General features: G+C 36.2%; 16 protein-coding genes. 1 reads left to right on the forward strand and 15 read right to left on the reverse strand.

The window, feature by feature from the left end:
• Positions 1 to 577 precede the first annotated feature (577 nt).
• From MHH98_RS15570 to MHH98_RS15590, 5 genes are all read right to left on the reverse strand, one after another.
• The gene (locus tag MHH98_RS15570; protein ID WP_340713216.1) at positions 578 to 1,768 is read right to left on the reverse strand and encodes a CCA tRNA nucleotidyltransferase; all 1,191 of its coding nucleotides are present in this window, start codon (positions 1,766 to 1,768) and stop codon (positions 578 to 580) included.
• Entirely contained in the window at positions 1,755 to 2,897 is a 1,143-nt protein-coding gene (gene bshA / locus MHH98_RS15575; RefSeq protein ID WP_038190606.1) for an N-acetyl-alpha-D-glucosaminyl L-malate synthase BshA, read from the reverse strand. The genes MHH98_RS15570 and bshA overlap by 14 nt, the downstream gene beginning before the upstream one ends.
• Positions 2,898 to 2,997: 100 nt before the next feature.
• Positions 2,998 to 3,402: a methylglyoxal synthase gene (gene mgsA, locus MHH98_RS15580; RefSeq protein ID WP_038190609.1), complete on the reverse strand. Its 405-nt coding sequence runs from the start codon at positions 3,400 to 3,402 to the stop codon at positions 2,998 to 3,000.
• Positions 3,403 to 3,418: 16 nt separating this feature from the next.
• On the reverse strand, positions 3,419 to 4,216 hold the full coding sequence (gene dapB / locus MHH98_RS15585) for a 4-hydroxy-tetrahydrodipicolinate reductase (protein ID WP_038190612.1): 798 nt from the start codon (positions 4,214 to 4,216) through the stop codon (positions 3,419 to 3,421).
• A complete protein-coding gene (locus MHH98_RS15590) occupies positions 4,216 to 4,551 on the reverse strand; it encodes a nucleotide pyrophosphohydrolase (protein ID WP_038190615.1) in 336 nt (111 codons plus the stop codon). Before MHH98_RS15590 ends, dapB begins: the two co-directional genes overlap by 1 nt.
• A 246-nt stretch (positions 4,552 to 4,797) precedes the next feature.
• Here MHH98_RS15590 and MHH98_RS15595 point away from each other — a divergent pair, with 246 nt between their 5' ends.
• A complete protein-coding gene (locus tag MHH98_RS15595) occupies positions 4,798 to 5,664 on the forward strand; it encodes a YitT family protein (RefSeq protein ID WP_038190618.1) in 867 nt (288 codons plus the stop codon).
• A 148-nt stretch (positions 5,665 to 5,812) separates the two neighbouring features.
• Here the strand turns inward: MHH98_RS15595 and MHH98_RS15600 are convergent, their stop codons facing one another.
• The 10 genes from MHH98_RS15600 to aroA form a co-directional block, all read right to left on the reverse strand.
• Positions 5,813 to 6,586 carry a C40 family peptidase gene (locus tag MHH98_RS15600; protein WP_076065186.1) on the reverse strand — a complete coding sequence of 258 codons (774 nt, stop codon included), beginning with the start codon at positions 6,584 to 6,586 and terminating at the stop codon, positions 5,813 to 5,815.
• A 288-nt stretch (positions 6,587 to 6,874) separates the two neighbouring features.
• The gene (locus MHH98_RS15605) at positions 6,875 to 7,549 is read right to left on the reverse strand and encodes a zinc metallopeptidase (RefSeq protein WP_038191191.1); all 675 of its coding nucleotides are present in this window, start codon (positions 7,547 to 7,549) and stop codon (positions 6,875 to 6,877) included.
• 56 nt (positions 7,550 to 7,605) lie between these two features.
• Positions 7,606 to 8,208 (reverse strand): DUF1405 domain-containing protein, encoded by a 603-nt coding sequence (locus MHH98_RS15610; RefSeq protein WP_340713218.1) that lies wholly within the window; start codon positions 8,206 to 8,208, stop codon positions 7,606 to 7,608.
• A gap of 195 nt (positions 8,209 to 8,403) precedes the next feature.
• Positions 8,404 to 9,171: a menaquinol-cytochrome c reductase cytochrome b/c subunit gene (locus tag MHH98_RS15615; protein WP_038190636.1), complete on the reverse strand. Its 768-nt coding sequence runs from the start codon at positions 9,169 to 9,171 to the stop codon at positions 8,404 to 8,406.
• A gap of 41 nt (positions 9,172 to 9,212) precedes the next feature.
• On the reverse strand, positions 9,213 to 9,887 hold the full coding sequence (qcrB, locus tag MHH98_RS15620; RefSeq protein ID WP_038190639.1) for a menaquinol-cytochrome c reductase cytochrome b subunit: 675 nt from the start codon (positions 9,885 to 9,887) through the stop codon (positions 9,213 to 9,215).
• Positions 9,888 to 9,908: 21 nt separating this feature from the next.
• On the reverse strand, positions 9,909 to 10,412 hold the full coding sequence (locus MHH98_RS15625; RefSeq protein ID WP_038190642.1) for a QcrA and Rieske domain-containing protein: 504 nt from the start codon (positions 10,410 to 10,412) through the stop codon (positions 9,909 to 9,911).
• A gap of 155 nt (positions 10,413 to 10,567) precedes the next feature.
• On the reverse strand, positions 10,568 to 11,017 hold the full coding sequence (locus MHH98_RS15630) for a YpiF family protein (protein ID WP_038190647.1): 450 nt from the start codon (positions 11,015 to 11,017) through the stop codon (positions 10,568 to 10,570).
• Between the two features lie 48 nt (positions 11,018 to 11,065).
• Positions 11,066 to 11,617 (reverse strand): ReoY family proteolytic degradation factor, encoded by a 552-nt coding sequence (locus MHH98_RS15635; RefSeq protein ID WP_038190650.1) that lies wholly within the window; start codon positions 11,615 to 11,617, stop codon positions 11,066 to 11,068.
• A gap of 14 nt (positions 11,618 to 11,631) precedes the next feature.
• Complete coding sequence (locus tag MHH98_RS15640; RefSeq protein WP_038191192.1) at positions 11,632 to 12,867, reverse strand: tetratricopeptide repeat protein; 1,236 nt, start codon at positions 12,865 to 12,867, stop codon at positions 11,632 to 11,634.
• Positions 12,868 to 12,992: 125 nt separating this feature from the next.
• Complete coding sequence (gene aroA / locus MHH98_RS15645; RefSeq protein WP_445684009.1) at positions 12,993 to 14,285, reverse strand: 3-phosphoshikimate 1-carboxyvinyltransferase; 1,293 nt, start codon at positions 14,283 to 14,285, stop codon at positions 12,993 to 12,995.
• Positions 14,286 to 14,287 lie beyond the last annotated feature (2 nt).

Genomic DNA, 14,287 nt, shown 5'->3' on the forward strand with positions numbered 1-14,287 from the left:
GTTGTCAGATCTTTCTCTTTTCATTCTTGTTCTCTTAATTCCTTAGTAGCCGAACTTATCGGCATATGGAATATAATACGAAATTAAGTAAAAGTTCTATTAGTCTTTTGGAAAATGGGGATGTAGATCCTAAATTAGATTCTGTAATAATTTTAACTGATTACTTTGGAGTAAAAGGACAATATTCCTTTGGCGAGGTAAATGAAGAATCCTAATTATATAATCCAAAAATCGAAACAATCGCTGCACATATTGAAGTAGGTACAAGAACTACTTATTCTTATTACTTAAAAATGATTTAATAAATGAATCTGAAAAATTAAATCCGTGGATTATAGTACTCTTGGGCACAATACATGGTAATTCAAAATGTAAACTGTTAAATTATTCAGGAACAATTAGGGCACTCCTTCATTCAGGAAACATTAAATACTTATAGTCATTTGACCAAAAAAGACAAAGCAAAAACAGGTGACTTAATAGACGACGTTTTTTAATTTGGTCGCTTTTTAGTCACCTGTTCGGAATTCAATAAATTAATTGAGCTTAGAATGCTTGTATAGAAGCGTTTTGGATCCTAACTCGTATACTCATTCAAAAACCAATCTTTTATTTTTTGTCGATCATTTACAAGTTTATTTAATAGTATTTCATCAACCATTTTATCAATCACCATTTTTAACCACGGTCCACTTTTTTTACCGCTCCACTCAATCAAGTCTCGTCCATTGACGACAATTTCAGAACGAGATTGAATGGCTAGTGCATTCTTTTTCTGTACAATTTCGGATCGTTTTAAATTGTCATTAGTATGGTAGAATTTTATCGCAAAATCATTTGCAATTTCTAATATTGGTAAGTCAAACTCAAAATAGTCACTCGAAGTCCATCCAGTAGTAGTCCTAATTTCATAAGCTTGTAATACTTGTTTCACATAATTTTTTTCTTTGTTTGAACAATTAAATGTATTTAAAAGTTGGACAGCATTTTCATCCTGCTGTAATAGAATGAAAAACGCCCATCCATTAACTGGATTTCCAAAGCTTTCGAAAGTACTCCAATACTCCACATTCTTCGAAAAATCCCCAGGTAAATGGTCGACAAGCCTCGTATCATTTAGGTAACGAATCGCTTTTTGCGCATTTGAACTTGTCCACACTTTGTCAAATTCTATTTTTATTCGTTCTTTTGCAATAAAGCTTATATCTATTGCTTGATTACGGATCGCTTTGAAAGTTTCTTCTTCAATAGCAAAGCCGAGCTGAGCACTAAATCGAATTGCGCGAAGCATTCGCAGTGCATCCTCACTAAAACGACTACTAGCATTTCCCACAGCTCGTATTATTTGAGATGATAAATCACTTTGTCCACCAAATAGATCTACTATTTCTTTAGACCCACGCATAGCCATAGCATTAATAGTGAAATCACGACGTTTTAAATCTTCTTCTAAGGAACGTACAAATTGCACATCATTAGGACGACGATGATCTGCATACTCTCCTTCTGTTCGATATGTTGTGACTTCTACAGGACTAAGAGGATGAATAACTAATACTGTTCCATGTGCGATACCGACATCTGCAGTACGGGAAAAAACAGTCTTCACCTCTTCAGGTAAAGCACTCGTTGCAATATCGACGTCATTGGCTAATTGGCCTCGTAAATAATCTCTTACTGCGCCTCCAACAATAACCGCTTCATAACCAAACTTCTCTAAGGATTGTACGATTTCAAAAGCAGCTTGCCAATTCTCATCTAACTTCATTTTTCCGCGCCACCTTCGCATAGAGAGCCTCGTATTGTTCCACTATTTTTGAGGAATGGAAGCAATGATTTGCTCTATAAATTGCCGCTTCACGGAAAGATTGTAATTTGTTTTCGTCTTGTAGTAGATCGATAGCATATGTAGCTGCTTGATTTGTATCACCTAACTCTACTATATAACCATTCTGACCATGTTCAATCACTTCTGGTATACCGCCAACATTCGTACCAATACCAGGTACTCCACAAGCCATTGCCTCTAATAAAACAAGGCCAAACGATTCTTTTTCAGACATGAGTAATTTCAAATCACTCATCGCATAAAGCTCAGATAAATTATCTTGTTTTCCTAAAAACAAAATATCATTTACAAATGGACATTTCTTTATTTCTTCCATAATTCGATGCTTTTCAGGTCCATCTCCAACAAGTAGTAATTTGGCAGGCATTTGCGTTCTCACTTGAATAAATGTTTTTATAATATCTGGAATATGCTTTACTTTTCGGAAATTCGATACATGTATTAGTACCCGTTCATTATCCAATATGCCAAAATCTCGCTTTAATTGTGTGCCATCTTTTGGTGTATATTCCCGTTCATCAACAAAATTATAAATTGTTTCGATTGTTTTTTTTGTTTCGATTAGTTCATAAGTTTGACTCTTCAAGGAATCCGAAACTGCTGTGACAATATCAGATTTTTCAATACCATAGCGGATTGCGCCAGTAAGTGATGAATCATATCCTAATACCGTAATATCAGTACCGTGGAGCGTTGTAACTATACCGACATCTTCACCAGCCATATCTCGTCCCAACACAGCACATACAGCGTGTGGAATAGCATAATGCACATGCAGCACATCTAGTTTCTCACTTTTAATAACATCTGCCATTTTACTTGCTAACGCAATATCATACGGAGAATGTTGAAATACGGAATAACTATTTACTTCAACTTCATGATAAAAAATAGTTGGATAAATTTTATTTAAGCGAAAAGGCATACTAGAAGTGATGAAATGAATTTCATGACCTTTCTCAGCCAGCATCTTACCAAGCTCAGTAGCGATAACACCCGAGCCTCCAACGGTCGGATAACAAGTTATACCAATTTTCATTTTACGCACCCGACCACTTCCTTTCTTACTTGCATCTATTTTTATAGAATATTTATTTAAATACTCGCGGGAATTAATTCATTTTAACAGTTAGTCATTGGTGAAGGCATTAATTTCTTCGTTCTTCTATTAAACGCCAATCTATAAAACCTTCTTGTAGACCTTTAAGTAAGACCTCAGCAGTCCCCATATTTGTTGCTAAAGGAATTTGATAGACATCACATAAGCGAATTAAAGCTGAAACATCTGGCTCATGTGGTTGTGCTGTTAATGGGTCTCGGAAGAAAATAATCATATCCATGTCATTGTCAGCAATCATACTACCAATTTGTTGATCTCCTCCAAGAGGCCCTGAACGGAATCTTGTAACTGGTAAACCCGTTTCATCAATTACACGCTGTCCTGTCGTTCCTGTCGCATATAAGCTATGTTCGGCTAAAATATCACGATATGCTGTTACGAATTGGATTAAACTATCCTTTTTATTATCATGCGCGATTAAAGTTATTTTCACAGAGCTCATTCCATTCTTATAAAATATTTTCTAAGCCGTATACTAATTCATCTAGTTCCATTACTTTTTCAATTGAAAACTTTACACCTGACATAAATGAGTTACGGTTAAATGAATCGTGGCGTAGAGTGAGTAATTGTCCTTCTCCACCAAATAGTACTTGCTGATGAGCTACAAGTCCAGGAAGACGTACGCTATGAATTCGTAAACCTTCAAAATCAGCACCTCTAGCACCTGGAAGTGTTTCTACTTCATCTGGATGTCCTTGTTTGTGACTTCTTCTATTTTCTTGTATCAACTGGGCAGTTTTAATCGCCGTACCTGAAGGAGCATCTAATTTTCTATCATGATGCATTTCAATTATTTCGACTTCTGGTAAATAAGCTGCTGCCATTTGTGAAAATTTCATCATTAAAACTGCACCTATTGCAAAATTTGGTGCAATGATGGCACCAAGTTGTAAATTAGCGGATAGTTCTGTTAATTCTTCTAATTGTTCATCTGTAAAACCAGTCGTACCAATAACTGGACGAACACCATTTTGTAGTGCTACTTTCGTATGCTTATACACAGCTTCAGGCGCCGTTAAATCCACAAAAACATCTGGTTTCGACGTTCTAAATAAATCTTCTAAATTTCTAAAAACAGGTACATGATAAGTATTAGGGAATTCTGTATAATTCTCCAGTGAATTTGCAATTTCTCTATGGTCTAGTACCGCTACTAATTCCATTTGATCGCTCTTCATTACTGTATGTACAGCTTCGGATCCCATTTTACCTCTTGGCCCAGCTATTGCAACACGAATTGTCATTAATTCTCTTCCTTTCTAGTCCAGCGATCTTTATCGCGCGTTTCAAATTTATGTAAAACTCTTTGTAAAGCATCAGCCATATTAATATTCTCTGCATTAGCAAAGCAAATGAGGACAAATAAAAAGTCTCCAAATTCTTCTTCTAATGATTTTGCTGCTTCTGTAGGCTTTTTCTTTTTCATGCCATAGACATTTTGCACTTCTCTTGATAATTCGCCAAGTTCCTCCGTCAATCGTGCTAATAATTCAAATGGCGGAAAGTAGCCTTCTTTAAACTGTCCTATATAATCATCTACTTGTTTTTGCATTTGTTGCATTGTTACTTCCTTGCTCATATATACAACTCTCCTCTATCTATCGTAATCAATAATACTTGTTGTTGTCAAAATGTCGAAAATACATGATAATATATTTCTATAAAAGAAAATATGTAAACTCTTCCATATGATTTCTCAAGAGCGATCGTCAAAGACCTCTCACTATTGTAAATCAAATAGTTAATGGATTAACTACTTAATCAGTTTTTCTTTTAGCCCTTTCTATTATACAGTCTACTAACCAAAAATGAGGTGAAAAATTAAATGCCAAATATTAAAATTAAAAATGTACTCTTTATCATTCTTGGTGCAGCTATCTTCAGTTTTGGATTTATTAATTTTAACGTTCAAAATGAACTAGGAGAAGGCGGCTTTACAGGGATTACTTTAATTTTGTACTTCGTTTTTAAATGGGATCCAGCATTGATGAACTTAGTACTAAATGTACCGATGTTTATACTCGGTTGGAAATTACTAGGACGTAAAATGTTTGTTTATACATTGATTGGAACAGTTTCAGTCTCTGTTTTCATGAAAATCTTCCAAATTTATCAGGTTGATATTGGTTTGAAAGACGATATGTTTTTAGTTGCATTATTCGCAGGTGTTTTCCTAGGTGCTGGACTCGGTATTATATTCCGATATGGCGGTACTACTGGAGGTGTTGATATTATTGCACGTCTAGTTAATAAATATATCGGATGGCCGATGGGAAAAACAATGTTCATGTTTGACGCTGTTGTTATTGTACTGTCATGGACAACTTTTCTTAATTCCCGTTCAATGATGTATACACTGGTAGCTGTCTTCGTCAGTGCTCGAGTAATTGACTTCGTACAAGATGGTGCGTATGCTGCACGAGGAGCAATTATTATTTCCGTAAAACAAGATGAAATTGCTGACCGTATAACTAAACAAATGGAACGAGGCGTCACGATTTTAAAAGGTTATGGTCATTACACTAAAGAAGATCGTGAAGTTATCTACTGTGTCGTTGCAAAAAACGAATTATTTAGGTTAAAAAGTATTATACAATCCGTTGATCCTCATGCATTTGTTTCTGTCTCAGAAGTTCATGATGTAATTGGTGAGGGTTTTACATTAGACGATAAGAAGCAACCAATCGATTAATTATTTTTTCTAAAGCAGATAGTACAACTATATCTGCTTTTTTATATTGAATTTCAAAATCCATAAGAAGTAAAACACACAATCTAAAATCATAGAAAAAAGCCCGCAACACTGGAATTTTTCCACTGTTGCGGGCTTTGACTTTATATTAACGGAAAGTACCATAACTCATGATACGCGGACCCCAGTAACTGCCTTTTGCAATACTTTGATATTGAACTTTGTTACCTGCAGCATGTAAAACTTGACCATTACCTGCATATAATCCTACGTGTGTAATGTAATCTCCACCGGGATTTGCAGAGAAGAATATTAAATCTCCAACTTGAGGATTACTTGTATATGCCGCTGCTGCACGCTGCGCACGGCTGTTACGAGGAATACTACCTTGTCCAGCTTGTTTATACGCATATTGTGTGAAACCACTGCAATCGAATCCAGAAGGTGAAGTGCCTCCCCATACATAAGGAACTCCTAAGTATTTTCTACCAGCATCAATAATATCTGATCCAGTAGCACTATTTGAAACTTTGCTTACTTTTTTATATTTCTTTAAATATGCTGAAGACATCCAACCTGTTTTACCGTTATATGAAACTTTATACCAAGTTGTACCATTAACTTTTTTCTTATAAGATGCTTTAACGACAGCACCTTTTTTAGCAGTTAAAAGAACTTTCGAAGTTGTTTTTGCGCTAGTACGCATATTTAATGCTGCTGTTGTTTTGTATTTTCCACTAATTTTAGTAGCTTTTGAACTAGCAACCATTGTAATTGCATTTGATTTATGTACTTCATTATTAGTAGTTGTTAATGATTCTGCAGAAGCTGTATTTTGTTGACCATTTGTTAACCCTGTAAATGAAATCGTTAAAGCTAATGTACCTGCTGTAATTGCTGTAAATAGATTTTTCTTTTTCATTGATTTAAACTCTCCAATATTTATTCAAACTATTATAGGTTGATTTATTTTTGTAATTTAGTAACTGTTTTTTTCTACAAGACTTACTTTACAGAAATTTTTTGTAATAAACAACGCTATTTCAATTACAGATATATTACAGTTTGACTACAAAGAAACAGAGTTTTATAACATAATTTTGATTTTATGTATTTTAAATCTCATTTTTTCCCATTATTATAACAAAAAAAGACCTCTGACTGATTTCTCAGTTCAAAGGTCTTCCATTTTGTAGTAGTACAGTTAATTTTAGTCTTCGTTATTCATACCCGTATAAATTAACACTAGACGTAGTAATTCCATTACAGCTGTCGCAGCCGCTGCAACATAAGTTAATGCTGCTGCACTTAAAACTTTTCTTGCATATGGTTCTTCTTCGTTCCGAATAATACCATGTTCAACAATTTGATTCATCGCACGTTTTGAAGCATCAAATTCAACTGGTAATGTAACTAATTGGAATACAACTCCTGCTGCAAGTAATACGATCCCTACTAGTAACAAAGGTTGAATAGTTGCAATTAAACCAATCATAATGAAAATCCATGATGCATTTGAAGAAATATTTGCTACAGGAACTAATTTAGAGCGCAAAGTCAAAAATGAATACGCTTCTTTATGTTGAATTGCATGTCCACATTCATGGGCAGCAACAGCAGTTCCTGCTACAGATGCTTCATGATAGTTATGAGTAGATAAAGCAACTGTTTTTGTTGCTGGATTATAGTGATCAGATAAAAAACCTTGTTGCTCTACTACGCGGACATTACTTAACCCGTTCTGATCTAAGATTAATCTTGCAACTTCTGCACCTGTCATTCCAGAAGTTGAACGAACTTGTGAGTACCGTTTGTACGTTCTTTTTACTTTCATTTGAGCGTAAATCGGTAACAGTAATAATACGATAAAATACACGATATACATCGCAGTTGACAAACTAACCATCCTCCTAATACTAGCTTACTATTATTTTAAAGTGTCTATGACCTTTGAGCAAATGAAAAGCTTTTTTTAGCTGTCCAAAATGCCAGTGATATACAACAAATTGACAACCAAAATGTGAAGTAACCTATAGTTTGAACATAATCCGACAACATATGATAAATTGGCATTTGGCCAAAAACATAATCAATGACATCATTATGCAAAGTCCAAATCGCCGCAACCCATACATGGTTAAATGAGAAGCGGTAAGCAGGTAAATACAGAATCCCTTGAACAGCCATCATGAAATGAGAAAAGATTAACATCCATCCCATCCAGCCAATTGAACCGTCTTCAAAAAGTGCCCAAATGTTCATCACAACAGCCCACAGACCATACTTAACAAGCGTAATTAAAGCGAGTGCCTCGATTAATTTCCAATGTCGTCCAAGCAACCATCCGACAATTGCTATACTAAAAAAGAGGCTTGCAGTAGGACTATCTGGCACAAAAATAAGAAATATTGGTTTAGTCATTTCTAATTGCCAGCCATACCAATCATAGCCCCAAATTGTACCGACCACATTGATAATTAATAAAAGCCATAAAAACGAACGATGTGTTAGTATGACCCAACATTTCGAAACAATAGTAGGCATATTATAACTCCTTTTTCAATATGAAATATGTATTATTTAGTATTTACAAGTAAATTAGTATCATTCACTTGTATATAAATAGTATAAGTGATATTTGCGGTTATGCATATGATAATCATTTTAATTATACCTTATGACAATACAACTGAAAATTAAAAAAGAGCCAGTTACCTGACTCTTTTAATTGATTACGTATTATTCAGCTTTTAAGCTTTCAATAAACTCAGCAAGCTTTTGAAGATCTTCATCAGAACCCTTATATTGGCCTGGAGGCATACCACCAATACCATCATGAGCGATTTTAACAACTTCATCAGCAGTTAAGCCTGTGTTCATTAATGATGGACCTGCACCACCCTCAAGGTTTTCACCATGACAGTTAATACAAGATTGTCCAGCATAAACTTTATAGCCATCAGACTCTTTATCGAATTCGACTGTTTCAACAATCGCACCTTGTTTTGCAGCTGCTTTCCAGTCATGGTTAACTACTGATTCCCAAGTTAAGAAAATCATAGAAGCAATTGCTAATAACATAAACGCTACTGGAAGTGGGCGTTTCATTGGGCGACGTTCTGGACCTCTATCTAAGAATGGTGCTAATAATAGGGCTCCGAAAGCGATACCCGGTATTACCATAGCTCCGATAATGTTATATGGACCTGAAGCGTATTCATATTTTAATAATTGGTATAAGAATAAGAAATACCAGTCCGGTAAAGGTATATAACCTGTGTTTGTTGGATCAGCCTGCGCCTCAAGTGGAGACGGGTGAGCAACAGTCAAGATTAAATAACCAATTAGGAATACAGCACCAACCATCCATTCTTTTAGTAAAAAGTCTGGCCAGAATGGTTCTGTTTTTCCCGGATATTCGGAATAGTCTGGTGGAGTTTTAGTTCTGTTTGCCTTATAAGGCACACGAGAATCCCCTACGAATTTCATTCCTTTTCCGCGATGCATTGTGTCCCCTCCTTTAGTAATTCTTCAAGTTCATTAAAATTTTATAATGGACCTGAAATACCTTGTCTGCGAATCATTACAAAGTGTGCTGCAAGCAACCCAAGCAAAGCAGCTGGTAAGAAGAATACATGAATCGCAAAGAATCTTGTTAATGTTTGTGCTCCGAGGATAGTTGCATCTCCGGCAAGTAAAACTTTTATTGCTTGACCAATAAATGGTACAGATGCAGCAATTTCAATACCTACTTTTGTTGCGAATAATGCTTTCATATCCCAAGGAAGTAAGTAACCTGTAAAGCCAAGACCTAACATTACTGCGAAAATTAGAACCCCAACAATCCAGTTAAGTTCACGAGGTTTTTTGTATGAACCTGTGAAGAATACACGTAATGTATGTAGGAACATCATAACAATTACGAGTGAAGCTCCCCAGTGATGCATACCACGCACAATCTCACCGAATGCTACTTCATTTTGAAGGTAGTAAACAGATTTCCATGCATTTTCAATATCCGGAACATAGTACATTGTTAAAAACATACCTGAAAGGATTTGAATAACTGTAACGAAGAACGTTAAGCCCCCAAAACAATATACGAATGCAGAAAAATGATGTGCAGGGTTAACGTGCTCTGGCACTTCGTGGTCAGCTATATCGCGCCAAATTGGTGTGATATCTAAGCGTTCATCGACCCAATCATAGATTTTATTTAGCACTGATGTCGTACCCCCTTACATTTAAACTAAAGTATTTGGTCTTGTTTTTCCGATCATTAATAGACCGTCTTTTGCTTTTACTTCGAACTCATCTAACGGCCCAAGTGGTGGTGTACCTTTGATGTTCTCACCAGTTTTCTCATATCGGCCAGCGTGACAAGGGCAGAAGAATTGGTTTTTGTGTGCTGGGTCACCTTCCCAGTTTACAGTACATCCTAAATGCTTACATACAGGTGAAAGAGCGATAACTTTGTCGCCTTCTTTGTAAACCCACGCTGTACTTGTAACATCAGATTTGTACCAAGCGTCAACTTGTTCAAAAGTAAAGTCAACTTTAACAGGAGTTTCTGTTAATTCAGAGATTTTTTGCTTAGTTAATACGAAATCTCCGCCTTCTTTTTTCTGTAATACCGGGTCAACTGCAAAGCGAACCATTGGCATTAACATACCAGCAGCCATGAAGCCACCAACACCTGTTAGTGTGTAGTTTAGAAATTGACGTCTTGTTACACGATTGTTACTCATACTTTTCCCCCCTCTAACTTTAAAGGTAAGTCCAACGGACAAACTTATACAAAATAGTAATACTAGGACATATCTATGATATATCAATCAAAATGGAAGGTCAATAACGCATTCGACACTTTTGTCATGATTTGTGAACATTTCATGAAAGAAACTTACAGCTCAGACCATTTAGCTGATAGCATTGGTACTACTTGTCGAATCTGATCACTTAGTACTGACTGTTTTACTGATTGATCCATATCACCAAGTGGAATAGATGGTAGCCACAACACAGATAGCTCAGGCACTTCGCTTGTCCAACTATGATCTGAAGTCATATAAAAGATATATTTAAAACCAGCCAATTTTAATTCTTGGTCTATTGACTGAATATAATCCTTCTTTACCATGCTATTCGTATAGGTAAATGGTGGCATTACCATAACTCGTCCTTTAAATTGTTGTTCAACAAAAGCTGTTAACGACATTAAAAATTCTGCTGCTGATGCGCTTTGCTTCATTCCCGTTGACGATCCATCAATAACTGTTAGTGGCACGATTGCTGTGTCTATAAATTCCTTTTGCGCTGCGAATACTTCTACATCTTTGCCAATCCAAAACATTTTTATTTCCTCCCGAGAAAAAACTTCATCTAAAGGATGAAGTTTTTTCTATTCATTCACATTTTTTAAGACATTAAGTAATGCTGATAATTCATAAAACTTCTCTTTATCATTATTATCTAAGGCTTCATCGATTTGCTTTAAAATTGTTTCTTCCCTAAAAGACTTCATGCTATCGTTCAATATTTCCTCTGCTAACATGCGGTCCTTTTCACTAATGTGCAAATACTTTGGCATATGAGGGTTCTCTTCAAGAACCGCTAAGTATTCGCTACTTGGTGGTAATTTAGGGAAATTAAGTTGAATATACATTTCTTCTTCTGGGTGCATCCTCAAATCGTGGAATGATTTCTCAGCGTCTGCTGTCATAATATTTCCTTTATAAAACCGAAATGGAATACCAGATGATTCAGTCGTTGACATGACCATTGCTCGTGGACAATAATGTGCTTCCTCAACAAAATGTACATGCTCTAGCAATTCATCATGGCCAAGTAAATAATTTAAAATCCAGACACATTCACGTCGCTTTAACTGATAACGTTTTAAAAACCAATGAACGAAAACCTTTTTATCCATCACAGAAACGGAAGCGGTCATACCGATTCCCCCTCTCACTCGAAAGTTTGTAAGAGATCCAACCAAGTCGGCTCATCAGGCTGTAGTGCTACTAATCGTTTTACGACTTCGTGAGCTTCCCCACGTTTGCCATCTTCGATTAAGAAATACGCGTACTTTTCTAAAAATGCTGGATCTTCCTTATGGTCATTATATGCCAAAGTATAAAATTCGTATGCACGATTATAATCTTCTAGGCGGTCATAAGATTGTGCCGCAAAAGCAGATAATGTAGACCAATCGAAGTCATCGTTACGTAATATTTCGATTAATTCAACAACCTCTTCATCACGTTCATCTTGCGCTAACAGTGAAACGAGCGTTAAAATGGCTTCCATATATTCTCCATCAAGAGCAACCGCTTCGCGTAAATATTGTTCAGCCTCTTTTGGTAAACTATTCTTCAAAGCCATCTTTCCGGCAAATAAATATAATTCTTTGTCATATTCATCACGTTTGATGCCTTCTTGAATTATTTCCAATGCTTTTTTATTTTCTTCTTGCATTGCATAACTCTCAGCTAATAATAAATAAGCTGCAAAATAATCTGGATCTACTTCTTTTAACTCTTCTAAATGTTTTATTGCAGTTTCATACATTTGGGTTTGGAACGCCGAATAAGCTGCTCCAAATAAAAGATCAGGTGCGACATGATAATCAAGGGCTTTCAAATAATATGTTAATGCTTCTTCAAACGCCGCACCCGTGCGATGAACTTCTGCAAGACGTTCAACTAATCTGATACCCGCAATCTCTTCTTGTTCCTCGTATAGCTCACCATAAAGACGTGCTGCTTCAGCTAAACGACCTAGCTCTAAAAGGAGCTCTGCCTTTGCAAAACGCAATAAAGGTTCAGTAGGTAGTAATTCTAATGCCTCGTTAATACGTTGTTCAGCGACCTCATATAGTCCTTGCATTTGATAATAATCCGCCAATGCTAATAAAACTTGAGGATATTCTGGTTCGTCTGGACGCACAGACATAAACATTTCTAATGCCTCGTCCTCATTTCCAATGTCCATTAGCAACACAGCACGGTCAATTTTTAATTGTGTTTCTTCAGGGAACAAAAATTGTAAATGCCCAAATAATTGATCTGCTTCAGTTAAAAAACCGTAATTTACTAACAGCTCAGCAATTTCATACTGTACATTTGGATCAGCCTGCATTTTAAGCTGTTCCATTAAATCTTGTATACCTTCTAAATTTCCTTGCTCAATTACTTCTATCATTTTGTTTTGAATATCCAAATGCTTCACCTATTCTCATTAATTTCAATCATTATGCTACATGACAAATTCTTTATGTACAAGGAAAAACCCTCCTATTTTGCGGAGAGTTTTCGCTTTTATTTTATTCAATTAATTACAGCTTGTACATCTTCAAAGAATGTTGGGTAAGAGACTGCAATACAATCAGCATCATCTAACTCTATTGCACCTTTAGTAATAAGTGCGGCAATTGCTCCCATCATGCCAATACGGTGATCTCCATATGTTCGAATAGTACTACCAGTTAAAGGTGTTGGTCCATTAATAATCATACCATCATCTGTCGCCACTATATCTGCGCCAAGCTTTTTCAATTCATCCACAACTGCTGTTATACGGTCTGTTTCTTTTACCTTCAGCTCTTCTGCATCTTTAATAACAGTTTGTCCATTAGCCTGTGTTGCTAATAATGCAAGAATCGGGATTTCATCGATAAGTCGAGGAATAACGTCGCCACCAATTGTCGTACCTTGCAATTCAGAAGTCGAAACAGTGATAGTTCCAGTTGGTTCAGAAGCTGATTCATCATCGATTTCAATCGACATATTGGCATTCATTTCTTGCAATACTTCAATAATACCTGTGCGTGTATGATTTAAACCAACGTTCTCTAACGTTATTTCACTATTTTTAGCAATCGTTCCCGCAACAAGGAAAAACGCTGCAGAAGAAATATCGCCAGGTACAGCGACATGAGTAGCAGTCAATTGTTGACCACCTTTTAGTGACACAATGCCATCTTCATTAGTAATTTCTGCACCAAATTGACGAAGCATACGCTCTGTATGGTCACGTGATACTTCCTTCTCGCGAATAACTGTCATTCCTTCTGCATTAATACCAGCTAATAAAATCGCGGACTTCACTTGTGCACTTGCCACTGGCATTGTATAGTCTATTGCCTGTAGCTTCGTACCTTGAATTGCAAGAGGCGTAAATTGACCATCCATACGCCCTGTTATTTTAGCACCCATTTCTCGTAATGGATTTATAACACGTTTCATCGGACGCTTAGCAATGGACTCGTCGCCATTTAAAACTGTATGGACATTAGAGCCCGCCAGTAAACCGAGCATTAAGCGGGTTGTTGTACCAGAATTTCCGGTATATAAAATATCAGTTGGTTCCTGCCAAGTAGCCATGCCATTACTCTCGATTACGACATTTGTACCATCAAGTTCAATCTGTACACCTAATTTACGGAAACAAGCAATTGTATTTAAACAATCATCACCAAGTAAAAAACCACTTACCGTCGTGCGCCCTTTCGCAATTCCGCCGAACATAATAGAACGATGAGATACTGACTTATCACCTGGAACCGTTATTTTCCCACGTAATGTTGGCTTATTGTAATCTAAAGATTTACTCTTCACCATTC

Origin of the sequence: Viridibacillus sp. FSL H8-0110, assembly GCF_038003565.1 — a bacterium.
GTDB classification, from domain to species: domain Bacteria; phylum Bacillota; class Bacilli; order Bacillales_A; family Planococcaceae; genus Viridibacillus; species Viridibacillus arenosi.

Coding starts and splice junctions, on each gene's coding strand:
- MHH98_RS15570 (WP_340713216.1), bottom strand. CDS start 1,768: ATGAAGTTAGATGAGAATTGGCAAGCTGCTTTTGAAATCGTACAATCC.
- dapB (WP_038190612.1), bottom strand. CDS start 4,216: ATGACAATTCGTGTTGCAATAGCTGGGCCAAGAGGTAAAATGGGATCC.
- MHH98_RS15590 (WP_038190615.1), bottom strand. CDS start 4,551: ATGAGCAAGGAAGTAACAATGCAACAAATGCAAAAACAAGTAGATGAT.
- MHH98_RS15595 (WP_038190618.1), top strand. CDS start 4,798: ATGCCAAATATTAAAATTAAAAATGTACTCTTTATCATTCTTGGTGCA.
- MHH98_RS15600 (WP_076065186.1), bottom strand. CDS start 6,586: ATGAAAAAGAAAAATCTATTTACAGCAATTACAGCAGGTACATTAGCT.
- MHH98_RS15605 (WP_038191191.1), bottom strand. CDS start 7,549: ATGTATATCGTGTATTTTATCGTATTATTACTGTTACCGATTTACGCT.
- MHH98_RS15610 (WP_340713218.1), bottom strand. CDS start 8,208: ATGCCTACTATTGTTTCGAAATGTTGGGTCATACTAACACATCGTTCG.
- MHH98_RS15615 (WP_038190636.1), bottom strand. CDS start 9,171: ATGCATCGCGGAAAAGGAATGAAATTCGTAGGGGATTCTCGTGTGCCT.
- MHH98_RS15625 (WP_038190642.1), bottom strand. CDS start 10,412: ATGAGTAACAATCGTGTAACAAGACGTCAATTTCTAAACTACACACTA.
- MHH98_RS15630 (WP_038190647.1), bottom strand. CDS start 11,017: ATGTTTTGGATTGGCAAAGATGTAGAAGTATTCGCAGCGCAAAAGGAA.
- MHH98_RS15635 (WP_038190650.1), bottom strand. CDS start 11,617: ATGACCGCTTCCGTTTCTGTGATGGATAAAAAGGTTTTCGTTCATTGG.
- MHH98_RS15640 (WP_038191192.1), bottom strand. CDS start 12,867: ATGATAGAAGTAATTGAGCAAGGAAATTTAGAAGGTATACAAGATTTA.
- aroA (WP_445684009.1), bottom strand. CDS start 14,285: ATGGTGAAGAGTAAATCTTTAGATTACAATAAGCCAACATTACGTGGG.